This is a genomic window from Arthrobacter sp. 05N428_2 (assembly GCF_056397065.1).
Genome location: NZ_JBFTMR010000012.1, coordinates 19704 through 33391, shown reverse-complemented (window position 1 = coordinate 33391; position 13688 = coordinate 19704). Strand labels below are relative to the sequence as shown.

At 68.7% G+C, this 13688-nt stretch carries 11 protein-coding genes and 2 riboswitches; of the genes, 1 reads left to right on the top strand and 10 read right to left on the bottom strand.

What is annotated here, in order from left to right; all coding sequences use genetic code 11:
- Window positions 1–123: 123 nt before the first annotated feature.
- From AC1DGI_RS13755 to AC1DGI_RS13715, 9 genes are all read right to left on the bottom strand, one after another.
- Entirely contained in the window at window positions 124–3147 is a 3024-nt protein-coding gene (locus AC1DGI_RS13755) for an alpha-mannosidase (protein WP_476899241.1), read from the bottom strand.
- Window positions 3148–3253: 106 nt separating this feature from the next.
- Window positions 3254–4123 (bottom strand): formate dehydrogenase accessory sulfurtransferase FdhD, encoded by an 870-nt coding sequence (gene fdhD / locus AC1DGI_RS13750; protein ID WP_476899240.1) that lies wholly within the window; start codon window positions 4121–4123, stop codon window positions 3254–3256.
- Window positions 4124–4228: 105 nt separating this feature from the next.
- Complete coding sequence (locus AC1DGI_RS13745; protein ID WP_441402355.1) at window positions 4229–5734, bottom strand: molybdopterin molybdotransferase MoeA; 1506 nt, start codon at window positions 5732–5734, stop codon at window positions 4229–4231.
- The gene (locus AC1DGI_RS13740; protein WP_441402354.1) at window positions 5731–6018 is read right to left on the bottom strand and encodes a DUF6457 domain-containing protein; all 288 of its coding nucleotides are present in this window, start codon (window positions 6016–6018) and stop codon (window positions 5731–5733) included. The genes AC1DGI_RS13745 and AC1DGI_RS13740 overlap by 4 nt, the downstream gene beginning before the upstream one ends.
- Window positions 6015–6710, bottom strand: coding sequence for a molybdenum cofactor guanylyltransferase (mobA, locus tag AC1DGI_RS13735; RefSeq protein ID WP_476899239.1), 696 nt, complete (start codon window positions 6708–6710; stop codon window positions 6015–6017). The genes AC1DGI_RS13740 and mobA overlap by 4 nt, the downstream gene beginning before the upstream one ends.
- 61 nt (window positions 6711–6771) lie before the next feature.
- The gene (locus tag AC1DGI_RS13730; protein ID WP_441403679.1) at window positions 6772–7272 is read right to left on the bottom strand and encodes an HNH endonuclease; all 501 of its coding nucleotides are present in this window, start codon (window positions 7270–7272) and stop codon (window positions 6772–6774) included.
- A gap of 243 nt (window positions 7273–7515) precedes the next feature.
- Window positions 7516–8274, bottom strand: a complete 759-nt coding sequence (locus AC1DGI_RS13725) for an NlpC/P60 family protein (protein ID WP_476899238.1) — start codon at window positions 8272–8274, stop codon at window positions 7516–7518.
- Window positions 8275–8537: 263 nt separating this feature from the next.
- Window positions 8538–8696: riboswitch (cyclic di-AMP (ydaO/yuaA leader) on the bottom strand.
- Between the two features lie 147 nt (window positions 8697–8843).
- A complete protein-coding gene (locus AC1DGI_RS13720; RefSeq protein WP_476899237.1) occupies window positions 8844–9659 on the bottom strand; it encodes a M23 family metallopeptidase in 816 nt (271 codons plus the stop codon).
- A 4-nt stretch (window positions 9660–9663) separates the two neighbouring features.
- A riboswitch (cyclic di-AMP (ydaO/yuaA leader) is annotated at window positions 9664–9873 on the bottom strand.
- Window positions 9874–10025: 152 nt separating this feature from the next.
- Complete coding sequence (locus tag AC1DGI_RS13715; protein ID WP_441402710.1) at window positions 10026–10721, bottom strand: iron-dependent transcriptional repressor DtxR; 696 nt, start codon at window positions 10719–10721, stop codon at window positions 10026–10028.
- Between the two features lie 355 nt (window positions 10722–11076).
- Between AC1DGI_RS13715 and serC the strand changes: the two genes are divergently transcribed.
- A complete protein-coding gene (gene serC / locus AC1DGI_RS13710; RefSeq protein WP_441402709.1) occupies window positions 11077–12207 on the top strand; it encodes a phosphoserine transaminase in 1131 nt (376 codons plus the stop codon).
- A gap of 25 nt (window positions 12208–12232) precedes the next feature.
- On the opposite strand, the gene AC1DGI_RS13705 is transcribed toward serC, so the two are convergent.
- A complete protein-coding gene (locus AC1DGI_RS13705; RefSeq protein ID WP_476899236.1) occupies window positions 12233–13642 on the bottom strand; it encodes an MFS transporter in 1410 nt (469 codons plus the stop codon).
- Window positions 13643–13688: the final 46 nt, after the last annotated feature.

The window sequence follows — 13688 nt, the reverse complement described above, 5'->3', positions numbered from 1 at the left end:
CCGTGAATGGGGATTCAGTCTTACGGAGTCGGCGGAGCGTCCAACGCCATTGGGGGGATGAGTGGTAGCGGTCCAGTCGGACCGCTCCCACTCAGCCTGTTTAACGGCCTCCAGCGGTTTCTCTCAGCGCAGGAACCTCAAGGTCAGGAGCTGGAAGGGCCGCAGCGTCAGTTCCGCCGCCCCGTCGTGAGCCCTCACTCCGGGCGCCTCCGCAGGGCGTTCCAGAAGATCCACAGTCCGCACTCCCGACGTGCCGAAGTTGGCTGAAACCACGCCGGATGAACGCTCACCGAGGGACTCGTAAACCCTCACGATCACGTCGCCCGAGCCGTCCTCGGCGAGTTTGACCGCCTCAATCACGAGCGCAGGGTTGGAGACGGAAAACAGCGGCTCCACACCGTGGGAGCCCTTGACCACTCGCGGGGCGAGGTTGGTGCGGTAGCCCTCCTCGACGGCATCGGCGATGCTGGCCCCGGGCCGCACCGTGACCGTCAGTTCATGCGGCCCGCGGTCCGTGTTCGGGTCTGGGAACTTGGGTGCCCGCAGCAGCGAGATCCGGACGGTGGTGGTGGTGCCCCCGTCGTCCTCGCGGATATTGCGCGTGACGTCGTGGCCGTAGCTGGCAGCGTTACTGACCGCGACGCCATAGCCTGGCTCAGCGACGTGGATCCAGCGGTGCGCGCAGATCTCGAACTTGGCAGCCTCCCATGAGGTGTTCAGGTGGGTCGGCCGGAACACGTGGCCGAATTGGGTTTCCGAGGCGGAGCGGTCGGCCCGGACATCGAAGGCGAAGCCCAGCTTGAGCAGCTTCTCGCGTTCCTGCCAGTCCACCGCGGTGGAGATCACCAGCGACGGCGCCCCGGCTTCCAGCCGGATCTGCTGGGTCACGGCGGAGTCGCCGGCCAGCCGTTCCACCACGACGGTTGCGGCGCCGTCCGAGCGCTCCAGGGTCACGGAGCGCGCCTCGACCAGCGCCGTGACGTTGCGGCGGTAGAACGCGTCGATGTCCCACGCATCCCACTCGTTCGGGGTGTCCCGGTGCAGTTCGAGGAGGTTGCCGAACTCCCCCGGAGCGATTGCGTCGCGGCCGCTGCCGTGGTCCCGCAGCGACACCAGCAGGCCGTCGGCGTTGATCACGGCGCGGATGACCCCGTTGTCCAGCACGTAGCCGTCGCCGGCCGCCTCTGCGTGGACGGGCACGGCCGGACGCACGGGTCCGGCCGCGGCGAGGGCGGGGACGCCATCACGCGCGTGCGGAGCGGCGTTGAGCAGGAATTCCTGCTCGCCCTGACCCAGCACCGCGGCGGCGGCCTCGGCAATGATCTCCTCCAGCTGCCGGCCGACGGCGGCATAGTTCCGTTCGGCGTCCTGGTGCACCCAGGCGATCGCGCTGCCCGGCAGGATGTCATGGAACTGCTGAAGCAGCACCAGGCGCCAGAGTCGTTTGAGTTCGGCCGCCGGATAGCGTGCGCCGGCACGGACCGTAGCGGTGGCGCACCACAGTTCCGCTTCCCGCAGCAGATGCTCGCTGCGCCGGTTGCCGCGCTTGGTATTGGCCTGGCTGGTGTAGGTGCCGCGGTGGAGTTCAAGGTACATTTCCCCCACCCAGACGGGGAGGTCCGGATAGTCCGCCTCGGCGCTGGCGAAGAAGTCCGAGGCCGCGCCGAGCCGCACCTTGGGGGATCCTTCCAGGTCCGCGGTGCGGCGCGCCGCTGCCAGCATTTCACGGGTGGGGCCGCCGCCGCCGTCGCCATAACCGAACGGGAGCAGGGACATGCTGCCGCGGCCGTGGTCCCGGTAGTTGCGCTCGGCGTGCGCGAGGTCCCGGCCGCTGATTTCGGAACTGTAGCTGTCCACCGGCGGGAAATGCGTGAAGAGCCGGGTGCCGTCAATCCCCTCCCAGCTGAAGGTGTGGTGCGGCATCCGGTTGACCTGGTTCCAGGAGATCTTCTGGGTCAGGAACCAGCGGCTGCCGGCCGCCTTGACGATCTGCGGCAGCGCGGCGGAGTAGCCGAAGGTGTCCGGCAGCCACGCTTCCCGGCATTCGACGCCGAACTCCGCCAGGAAGAAGCTTTTGCCCTCCAGGAACTGCCGCGCCATCGCTTCGCCGCCGGGCATGTTGCTGTCCGATTCGACCCACATGCCGCCCACCGGGACGAACTGTCCGGTCCTGACCTTTTCCCGGATCCGGCCGTACAGCTCCGGGTAGTATTCCTTGATCCAGGCGAGCTGCTGCGCCGAGGAGCAGGAAAACACGAACCGGGGGTCCTCGTCCATGAGCGCAACGACGTTGGAGAACGTCCGTGCGCACTTCCGGATGGTTTCCCGGACGGGCCACAGCCAGGCGGAGTCGATGTGTGCATGGCCGGTGGCAACCAGCTGGTGGGCCGAGGCGTAGGCCGGCCGGGCCAGCACCTCGGCGAGCGCCGCCCGGCCCGCGGCGGCCGTGCCCGGGACGTCGTCCGGGTCCATCACATCCAGCATCCGTTCCAGCGACCGCAGGATCTCATGCCGGCGGGGCAGCTCCATCGGGAGTTCGTGCATGAGTCCGCGGAGCGTTCCGATGTCCTGTTGCAGTTCCCAGACGGACCGGTTCAGCTCGGCGATGACGATCGGGCCCAGACGGTACTGTGCCTTGGCGCCGGCCGTGGCCTTGTCCCCGTAGGGGGTGGCCGCGAACGTCCAGCCCTGCGAGAGGTCCGGATTGGCGGCCGCTTCTACGTAGAAGTCCACCGACATGCCGCCGCCCAGCAGCTTCAGGGGAATGTACTGGTTCCGCGGGGAGAGTGCCTTGATGACGGTTCCGTCGGCCCGCCAGGCCGTGCCCTCGCACTGGAAGCCGGGAAGATCGGCGCTGAAGCCCAGGTCCACCAGAATTTCGACGGCGGTATCCTCCGTGCTCCCCCAGGAACCGGGGACCTCGCCTTGGAGCCGCAGCCATTTGGTGCTCCAGGGCCGGCCCCACGGCGCGCCGGGCTCCTGCGGTCCGAATTCCTGCCGCAACGCCTCCTGTACGGGGACAGGCTCGCCCGGCGCATCCCAGCTGCTCAGTGCGAGCGGAGCCGTGCGCGGGTACACCGCGGGGAGGATGCGTTCGCGCAAAAAGCGGTCCAGCCGGACTTCCGTGAGACGGCGGTCGTCGTGCAATGTGATCCTCTTTGCGCTGGTGCGGATGAAGCGACGTCGGGTCCGAGCCGCTGGTCCAGTCGATGGATAAAAATCTACGTCGGCTGCCGCGGTTATGCCAAGGCGCTTATCCGATCGCTGCCGGAACGGACACGCGGCTGTGGCCGGCGTAGACGTTCAGGGAGGTTCCCCGGCTGAACCCTGCCAGCGTCATCCCGCTGGCCTCGGCGAGCTCCACGGCCAGGCTAGAGGGTGCGCTGACGGCGGCCAGCACCGGGATTCCGGCCAGCGACGCTTTCTGTACCAGCTCGAAGGACGCCCGGCCGGAGACCTGGAGGACGGTTCCGCTCAGGGGCAGCAGGCCTTCCCGCAGCGCCCAGCCCACCACCTTGTCCACCGCGTTGTGCCGGCCGACGTCTTCGCGCAGGCAGAGCAGTTCCGCGGTACCGTCGTCGGAAATCCGGAACAGCCCCGCGGCGTGGACGCCGCCGGTGACGTCGAAGACGGCCTGGGCTTCGCGCAGCAGGTCCGGCAACGAGGCAAGCGTCTCCACCGGCAGGCTCAGCGGGTCCGCGGCGGGGCTGAAGTGCGAGGACTTCCGCACAGCTTCGATCGAGTCGGTGCCGCAGATCCCGCAGGAGCTGGAAGTGTAGACGTTCCGCCCCGTGTCCGGCCGCACGACGTCGGCCCGCAGCTGCGCCTCCACCACGTTGAACGTCTGGACGCCGTCCTCGTCCTCACCGGCGCAGAACCGCAGCGAGAGGAGCTGCTCCGGGGTCCAGATAACACCCTCCGAGACGAGGAACCCGGCGACCAGATCGAAGTCGTGCCCCGGCGTCCGCATCGTGACGGAGAAGGACAGGCTGCCCAGCCGGATCTCGAGCGGTTCCTCGACGGCCAGCACATCTTCCCGGTGCCGGACCGGGAATTCCAGTGCCTGCGGCGAGCCGTCCAGGACAATCTTGTGCACTTTGCGGCGCTGTGTCAGGCGGCCCATCGGATACTCCTCATCAGCATTGCGTCCCGTCTCATCACGGTGTGTGGCCCGGCCGCGCGGCGGCGGCCGGAAGTTCCTGTTTCCATCATGGTCTTCGGCCGCCCCTCAGCCAAGAAGGCCGCTCCAGTCCACCGGGCCGTCCGCGGCCGGCTTCCGGGCGGACCGCTTGGTGGCGGGCTTCGCGGGCGGTTTTTCGGCGGCCGGATCCGGGAGGGGTGCGCCCCACGGGAGCGGGAACGCCGGCACCGGCTCCCCCAGCTGCACACCGTGCGGCGGGACCACCAGGACGCCGTCGGCCGCTGCCAGTCCGCGCATCATGCCCGGGGCGGTGTGCTGCGCGGGCGAGGCCATGCCGTAGAGCATGCGGAACGGCATCAGTCTGGTCCGGCCGGGGTCGGGATCGATCATGGTGCCGCACGGAACCTCGGTCACCGGGGGCGGCGTCGAGTGGCCGAGGGCGGCCAGCAGCGGGGTTCCGATCGTGGACAACGCCATCATGGCGGCGAGCGGGTTCCCGGGCAGCCCGATGACGAAGCGGCCGTCCGGCAACTCCGCCAGCACGGCGGGGTGGCCCGGGCGCATGGCGATCCCGTCGATCAGCAGCCGGCCGCCCAGTTCCACGACAGTGCGTCGGAGATGGTCCGTGCCGGAGCGGCCGGTCCCGCCGGTGGTGATGACGACGTCGGCCGGCACTGGACCGGCAGCCCCCAGCTCCGCGCCGGACTCCGGCCCAGTTACCGGGCCCTGTTCCGGGACGGGGGCGTCGGTGTCCTCAAGTGCCGCGAGCCATTCGGCGTCGCTGTCGCCGATTTTGACCTCCTCGGCGCAGATCCCGCCAAGCATTTCGACGACGGCGGACAGCTGCGGCCCGAAGGTGTCCCGCACCTCTCCCGGTCCGGGGACGCCGCTGCTGACGACTTCGGAGCCGGTGAGCACGAGGCGGACCACAGGCTTGCCCAGGACCGGCAGCGAATCGTGCCCGGCGAGGGCCGCCAGTGCCAGATGCGCCGGGTTGAGCACGACCCCTGCCTTGACTAGGACCTGCCCCGCCGTGGCCTCTTCCGCAGCCGGGCGGATGTGTTCGCCGTTGCGGGGTTCCCCGGGTCTTGCGCCGCCGCCCAGTTTCAGGACCGGCAACCCGTCCTCATCCGCGGCGATGATGCCACTCTCGCTGCGGAGCACGGCTTTAGCGCCCGCCGGGATAAGTCCGCCGGTGACGATCGGGCTGGCCTGGTGCGGGGCCAGCCGCTGACCGGGCTCGGCCAAGATCCACGGACCGCCGCCGTTGACGGCCCAACCGTCCATCGCTGAGGAAGCGTAGTGCGGCATGTCATGCAGGGCCGACACGTCCTCCGCCAGCGTCCTCCCCAGGGCGTAGCGGAGCTGCACGGGCGCGGGCGGGATGGGGGTGGCGCAATCAAAGGCCAGCTGCCAGGCCTCCTGCCAGCTGTGGGCGAGGTGCCGGTGCGGCGCCGGTGCGGGGTCCGCTCCGTCGGGCCTCGTTTCGGCGCCGGGTGCGGCGGCTGTTGCGGAGTCGGAGCCGGCCTCCGCCCCGGCGGCAGCCGGCTCGGAATCGCCCGGGTCCGCGCCGGAAGGGGGCCCGGGCGTCATGCCCCGGGAGCCTCGGCGGCGGCGTATTCCTTGGCCAGCTTCCGGGCAACGCCCATGGCCGCCTGCATCGACACGGTGTCTGTCGCCTGGCCGGAGCCCGCGGCCAGTCCGGCGGCGAAACCGGCAATGAATGTGGTCAGCGGCGCGGCAGGACGGACGATTGAGTGCGCGGCCACGCCAGCCAGGCCGAGCACGTCGTTGATGTCGACCTCAACGTCCTCCAGCTCAAGGGCCTGGAGCAGGGCGCGGCACCAGTCTTCGAGCGTTTCATCCTGGCTTTTCACCGTTTGCCTCCAATGTTGAATTCGGCACAGTCGCCTTGGATCGGACCGGGACCGGACACCCCCAAGGCGGAGGCATCGTCCCAAGTGTCCACGTCGTCAGTGGAACCGGGCGGAACCGGGACGGTGCACAGCTCAAGACTAGCAAGGAGGGCGAAGACCGAGCCTCCCTCCAGGGCGTACCGCCGGGCCGCGTCGGCAACGGCGCGCTGCAGCGCAGCCGTGCCATAAAGACCCACGAGGGGCTGCCTGCGTCCGTCCGCCGAGAGTGCGACGGCGCCGTCGCGGCCGCCGTCCGCGCCGACGGCCAAGGCGCCCAACAGGGCATTCACGGCGCCGGCAACCCGCGGCATATCGCAGGCAAGCAGCAGCGTCAGGGGAGCTGGAGCACCGGATGCGCGGCCGGCCCACGCCCCGGGTCCGGCGCCGATTCCGGGTCCGGGTTCGGCCAGGGCGGACAGCCCGGCGGCGATCGCCGCCGCCGGACCGGAGAACGGGGGATCTTCGCGGCAGCCCAGCACGTCCGGCGGAAGGCCGCCGGGATCGGGACCGACGACGACGGTGCGGCGGGCCCCGCTGGCCGCTTGCAGGGACCGCTCAAGCAACGTGGCGCCGTCGACCCTCAACTGGGCCTTGGGCACACCACCAAGCCGGGAGGACCTGCCCCCGGCGAGGATGACGGCGTCGTATTCCACCCGCCCAGCCTAGCTGTACCAGCCCGGGAGCCGCACCGGCTGTCCGGTCGGCGCGCTGCGCTCAGTGCGCCGATTCGGGGAGAAGGAACGGATCCCAGGCCGGGGTGGGCTTCTCCAGTTCCTTGATCTGCCAGATGGTGCCCTTCGGCGGAGCCGGAACGAAGCCGAGTTTCCAGCCCATTTCGGCGGGCGTGTGGTCCCCCTTGGCGTTGTTGCAGCGCAGGCACGCTGCCACGAGGTTCTCCCAGGAATCCGCGCCGCCCCGGGATTTGGGCTGCACATGGTCGATCGTGTGGGCGGCCTTGCCGCAGTACGCGCAGCGGTGGTTGTCCCGGCGCAGCACTCCCCTGCGGCTGACCGCCGTCAGGGCGTTGTACCGGGGCCTGATGTACCGGTTAAGTAGGATCACCGTCGGGCGGCCGAGGATGTCCTGCGGACCCACCACGGGGTCCTCCCCTTCGGCCACCACGCTGGCCTTTCCGGTCAGCACAAGCACCAGCGCCCGGCGGAAGGTGACTACCGCCAGCGGCTCATATCCAGCATTCAGAACGAGAGTGCGCATCCGCATACCTCTTCACGGCCGCACCCGCCAGGGGCACGAGGGCCGGCTGCCCTCTGCATGGTCGGGCTATGGATCGACACCACAAGAGTAAACACCGAAGGCCCRGATTACCGAATTTTTCCCTGTGAGAGTTCCGTGCCGGGAGTTTGCGCCGCCACCGAACGGCTGCGCTCACAAAGCAAAAGGACCCCTGCCGGGGCAGGGGTCCTTCGGAGTGCTTCCGGCTGGTGCCGGGGCTGGGTCTTAGCCGCCGACGCGGATGAAGACCGGGCCGGAGCCGACGTTGACGCTGTACAGCGCGGTGGTGCCGCCGTTCCAGCCGCCGTGGACCGCCATGCCGTTACCGACGTAGACCGCGATGTGGGCCTCGCCCATGCCGCCGTTCTGGTAGTAGGCGAGGTCGCCCGGCTGTGCTTCGGCGGCGCTCACCGTACGGCCGAGGGACAGGTAGCCGGCCGGCCAGCCGTGGTAATGGATCCCGACGGCAGCCAGGGCGTTGGTGACCAGCATGGTGCAGTCCTGGGAAACGCCCATCTGCGCGTAGGCAGCAGCGGCGATCGATGCGCCCATGCCGCTGACGGCAACCGGAGCCTTAGTGGTCAGCGAGGCGGTGGTCGCGGTGCCCGTGGAGGCAGCGGTGTCCGTGGAAGCGACAGCTTCCTGGACCTTGACGACAGGCTTGGGAGCCTCGACAACCGGGGCCGGCGCCGTGGTGACGGACGTCTTGTCGTAGGAGATCGCGATGCTGGAGGCCGCAGAGATCGTGGCCGGTGCGGTCGACTGTACTTCAAGGGCGGAAGCCGAAGTCGATTCGCGCTGAACGTTGGTCTCGGCAGCGTTGGCTGCGATACCGCTGGTCAGTACCAGGCCGGAGGCTGCAGCGATAACCGCGGCCTGGCGACCCATGCCACCGGCGTTGTCGCCGACGGCCTTGGCAATAACAGCCAGCGAGTTGGTCTTGGTGACCTCCGCGCGGTGGCGTGCAGTTGCACGAGTAGTCATTCAGTTCTCTCTTTCGTGATCCTGTGTCCGCGCTCATTGCAGGCGGGACTGAGGACGCTCCGGCATCTTGGGGGTACGCCGGATCGCCCCGAAACGGGTTTCTTTAGCGAAGGGTGTACTGCGAAGACGCGCCAAAAGCGGGAACTGCGTTATGCGAACCTGTCCGGGCGCCGGCAAGGGCAGAACGGAGCATGGTGTGCAGCGGGCTCAACTGAGCCGCGCCAGCGCGAGGACGCGCAGCATTGTGGCGTGAAGACACGAAAGTAGCCTCTCCCAATGCCTACGAGGTGAGCTGTCGGATTCGGATGGGAGTCACCCGGCCGCGCTGCTTCCTGGGAAGCTTTGCGACTTAACCCCAAGGTCTTCTTGCGAAGACCAAAATTGGTTCCCCCGCCCCTGCCAGACGATGTCATGCGAACGGACCTTGAGCGGTGGCAGAGTTAGGCAATCCACTCAAGAGCGCCAACTTCGGAGAAGTTGGCGTGCTTCAAACAGTACAGCAGTCGGGACTCAATGTCACATTCAGATCACGGCGTGTCACAGAAATGCGAGTCGTCCCTCGGCTTGGCTTAGAGCCAGCCGAGCGGGTCAACGACATCCCCATTGACCATCACCTCGAAGTGGAGGTGGCAGCCAGTGGAAGCGCCGGTGGTCCCGCTCATCGCCACCACGTCGCCGCGGGAGACTTGCTGGCCCACGCGGACGCTCGAGGAGGACAAATGGTTGTACGTGGTCTCCAGGCCGTTGCCGTGGTCGATCACGATGCGGTTGCCGCCCCCGTAGGGGTGCCAGCCGGAGAAGGTTACGGTGCCGCTGGCAGCGGCATGCACGGCAGTGCCGCACTGGGCCACGTAGTCCTGCCCGCGGTGAAATTCCCCGACGGCCCCCGTGATGGGACTGATCCGGTAGCCGAACGGCGAGGCCGTGACCATGGAATCCAGCGGGGCGCCGAGGCTGCCGGCGGAGGCCGCGCGGGTGATGCTGCCGGCCGACTGGGCACCCAGCAGCTGCTTGAGCTTGCCGTCCGGGTCGCCCTTGGTGCCCACCGCCGTGCGGCTGAAGTCAATCTGCGCGGCCGCGGCCTTGACCTCGGGCTGCGCGCCGGCGGAAACCGTGGTGGTCCGGGCGGCGTCGGCCATCACGGGGCCGGTGGCCGGAATGGCGACGGTGAGGGCCAGGCCCGTCGAGGCCAGGGCTATGCCGGCCTTCTGTCCGACGCCGCTGACGGCGGCGAAGTCAGCTACCTGGCGGAGCGGGCTCCGCCGGCCGCGGCGCTCATCCCGGCGCGCGTCGCGCGGGCGCTCGGCGTGGACGACTGCGGCCGGGCGCGGCTCCGGAGCGGGACCGGTCGCACGACGGCGGCCCCTGACGGTCTGGATGGTCAAGTACGGTTCCTCTCTGGATAGCCTGCGAAGTTAGCTGTCGGATTCGGGTCAGAGAGATCAAAGACCCGGTCCGCCGGAGCAGGCATCCAGGCACAAGGGCATCCGGGGACCCCTCGTGGAGTTTGCTTGCCGCTAGCGGACTTCACCCCGAGGCTGCTGGATCAACAGCCGGTAGTGGTTCCCCCGCCTCTGCCAGAAAGGGATTTCGTGTACTGATCCGCTGGCAGAGCTCGGCTTCGGATCTGGTAACGCTTTAGTATCGGTGCTAGTGCTCAACTATAGGGGATTAAGTCGGGCAGTAATAAATTCGTTATCTCGCCTGTGGACAACTTTCCCGGTGAAGCGCGGACGGGTCAGTGCGCCGAGTTACCCGAGGGTCACAAACACGTGGGCCGCGACCTCGGGGGGCAGCTCGAGGGCGCCTTCGAAGTCGGGAACCCGGACGGAGATGTACTCCCCCACCCGCTCCAGCGAGACCTTGGCGCCGGGACGGATTCCGCCCTCGTCCAGCTGCACCAGCAGTTCCGGTTCCACCTGGATGGGCTCGGCCAGCCGGCTCACGGTGATCCGCGATTCCGCGCCGTAGCCGGCCATGGCCTCGAGCAGGTTCACCACGCCGTCCGCGGTCTCCGACGCCGGGAGGCCGCCGAGTTCGGCGAGTCCGGGAATCGGATTTCCGTAGGGCGAAACAGTCGGGTGGTTGAGCATATCGAAAATACGCTGTTCGACGCGCTCGCTCATCACGTGTTCCCAGCGGCACGCTTCCTCATGGACGTAGGCCCAGTCGAGTCCGATGACGTCGGCGAGCAGCCGCTCGGCCAGGCGGTGCTTGCGCATGACTTCGATGGCCCGCTTCCGGCCCGCTTCGGTCAGTTCAAGGTGCCGGTCGCCGGAAACCACCACGAGGCCGTCCCGTTCCATCCGGCCGACGGTCTGGGACACGGTGGGGCCGGAGTGGCGGAGCCGCTCGGCAATGCGGGCGCGGAGGGCGACGATGTTCTCTTCTTCGAGTTCCAGGATGGTCCGCAGATACATCTCGGTCGTGTCGATCAGATCCGTCATTCAGCTCAGCTCCTCGGGCGCCGTCCTTGCGTCATTCCCACCGTACAGCGTGCAGGATGCGCCCTGGCGAGATCCGCCATACGTCACCGAACAGCCTAGCCTATTTTGAATTACTCCGGATAATCTGCCGGCACCCGCCCGTTACACCCGGGCACCGCCGGTTGGCGCCGGCCGCCTGCCGCCTGCCGCCTGCCGCCTGACGCCTGCCGCCTCGGTGACCGGACTGTACCGGACTGTGACGGACGAATTTCCCGCCCGGCCGCGCCCGTCGGGCAGAATAAATCAGGGCCGGGCCACAGCCGCCCCGGATCCGTCCGAGCCCCGCCACGCACCCAGCCGAAAAATTGGAGCCACTGTGAGCGACACCCGCATCACCATTCCCGCGAACCTCCTGCCCAAGGACGGCCGGTTTGGCGCCGGTCCATCGAAGGTCCGGCCGGAGCAGATGGAGGCCCTGTCCGCGGCGTCGGCAACGCTGCTGGGCACCTCGCACCGGCAGGCGCCGGTGAAGAATCTGGTGGGTTCGGTCCGCACCGGCCTGAGTGACTTCTTCCGCGCCCCCGAAGGCTACGAAGTGGTCCTCGGCGTCGGCGGTTCCACGGCGTTCTGGGACATCGCCAGCTTCGGCCTCGTGGAAAACAAGGCGCAGCACCTGTCATTCGGCGAGTTCGGCTCCAAATTCGCCGCGGCCACCAACAAGGCACCATTCCTGGCGGCATCCTCGATCATCAAGTCCGAGCCGGGCACCCGCCCCGAGGCGCGGGCCGAAGCCGGAGTTGACGCGTACGCCTGGCCGCAAAACGAGACGTCCACCGGCGTCGCCGCTCCGGTCAAGCGCGTGGCGGGCGCGGACGAGGGGTCCCTCGTGTTGGTCGACGCCACCTCCGCGGCCGGCGGCCTCGACGTCGACGTTGCCGAGGCGGATGTGTATTACTTTGCGCCGCAGAAGAACTTCGCGTCCGACGGCGGCCTGTGGCTTGGCCTGTTTTCCCCGGCAGCCTTGGAGCGTGCGGCCCGAGTCAAGGCCGGCGGACGCTGGATTCCGGACTTCCTGGACCTGCAGACCGCGATCGAGAACTCGCGGCTGAACCAGACCTACAACACACCGGCGCTGGCCACCCTGGTGACCTTGGATGCGCAGGTGAAGTGGCTCAACAGCAACGGCGGCCTCGACTTCGCCGCCGCCCGGACCGCCGATTCGGCCGGCCGGATCTACCGCTGGGCCGAGGCCTCCTCCTACGCCACGCCGTTCGTGGCCGCGGCCGAGGACCGCTCCAACGTGATCGCCACAATCGACTTCGACGACTCGATTGATGCCTCGGCCATCGCCAAAGTCCTGCGCGCCAACGGCGTCGTCGATACCGAGCCGTACCGCAAGCTGGGCCGCAACCAGCTGCGCATCGCTACCTTCGTGGCGATCGAACCGGACGACGTCTCCGCGCTGCTCGAGTGCATCGATTTCGTGGTGGGCGAGCTCAAGCGGTAGTCCGGGCGGTCCGGTCCGGGACTGGTCAGCGGTCGACGGCGTTGTCCGGGTTCTCCACCCGGCCGGCGCCGTCCGCCGTTGCGCCGTCCGCCGTTGCGCCGTCCGCCGTTGCGCCGTCAACGGCAGCACTTTCCTGGCGGGCACCCGCCGCAACTGCACCCGCCGGGGCCGAAGCTGCCGGGACAACCCGGAAGTACCGCAACCCCCGGGCCCGGCGGTTGAAGCCGATCCGCAGGTGCTTGGCCCGGACAATCCAGGCCATCCCGATCAGTGCTGCCGCGACCCCCGCGGCGGCCGCAACGCCCATCGACCAGCGCGGGCCGGCGACGTTGGCCACCCAGCCCACCAGCGGAGCGCCAATCGGGGTGCCGCCCATGAAGATCGCCATATACAGGGCCATTACCCGGCCGCGCATCACCGGGTCCGTGGTGGTCTGGACGTAGCCGTTGGCGCTGGTCATCATGGTGATCGCGAAGAGACCGACCGGCACCAGCGCGACGCCGAACCAGAAGTAGTCCGGTGCCAGCGCGGCGAGGCCGGAGGTCAGGCCGAAAGCGCCCGCCGCCCCGAAGATCACCCGCATCCGCGGCTTGCCCCGCCCGGCCGAGAGCAGCGCCCCCGCCAGCGAACCGATGGCCATGATCGAATTCATCAGGCCGAAGGCGCTGGCATCCAGGCCGAACTCGGTGCCGACCATCGCCGCGATGAAGAGGACGAAGTTCAGACCCAGCGTTCCCACGATGAACACCGCCACCAGGACCACCACGATGTCCGGCCGGAAGCGCACGTAGCGCAGCCCCTCGCGGATCCGGCCCTTGCCCGGCGCGGCCCGGGGCAGCTGCCGCAGCGACGCGGCAGGGATTTTGGCCAGGCTCATCAGCAGGGCGACGAACGTGACGGTGTTGACCAGGAAGACCCAGCCCGGTCCGATGGCCACCGTGAGCACACCGGCGACGGCGGGGCCGATCATCCGCGCCACGTTGAAGGAGGCGCTGTTGAGGGCGACGGCGTTGGGCAGATAATCGTCGCGGACCAGCTCGGAGACGAAGGTCTGGCGCACCGGAGCGTCGACGGCGGACACGACGCCGAGCAGCAGGGCGAAGATGTAGACGTGCCAGAGCTGCGCGGCTCCGGACAGCACCAGGATGCCGAGGGCTGCGCTCAGCAGGGCCATCGCGGACTGTGTCAGGACCAGGAGGGTCCGGCGGTTGAACCGGTCGGCGACAAGCCCGGCGACGGGGGCGAGGAACAGCTGCGGGCCAAGCTGCAGGGCCATGGTGACGCCCATGGCGCCGGCATCCTGCGCCGTCAGGTGGGCGAAGACCAGCCAGTCCTGCGCGGTGCGCTGCATCCAGGTTCCAATATTGGAGACCAGGGCGCCGATGAACCAGATCCGATAATTCAGGACACCCAGCGATTGGAAGGTGGACCTCATGGCCGGACCTCCCCCGGTGTCGGTGTAGCTGTCAGCCGGTTCGGCG

Bases quoted from the DNA above. Each gene is read 5' to 3' on its own strand.
- fdhD (WP_476899240.1), bottom strand. From the start codon at position 4,123: ATGGGCCGCCTGACACAGCGCCGCAAAGTGCACAAGATTGTCCTGGAC.
- AC1DGI_RS13745 (WP_441402355.1), bottom strand. From the start codon at position 5,734: ATGACGCCCGGGCCCCCTTCCGGCGCGGACCCGGGCGATTCCGAGCCG.
- AC1DGI_RS13730 (WP_441403679.1), bottom strand. From the start codon at position 7,272: ATGCGCACTCTCGTTCTGAATGCTGGATATGAGCCGCTGGCGGTAGTC.
- AC1DGI_RS13725 (WP_476899238.1), bottom strand. From the start codon at position 8,274: ATGACTACTCGTGCAACTGCACGCCACCGCGCGGAGGTCACCAAGACC.
- AC1DGI_RS13715 (WP_441402710.1), bottom strand. From the start codon at position 10,721: ATGACGGATCTGATCGACACGACCGAGATGTATCTGCGGACCATCCTG.
- AC1DGI_RS13705 (WP_476899236.1), bottom strand. From the start codon at position 13,642: ATGAGGTCCACCTTCCAATCGCTGGGTGTCCTGAATTATCGGATCTGG.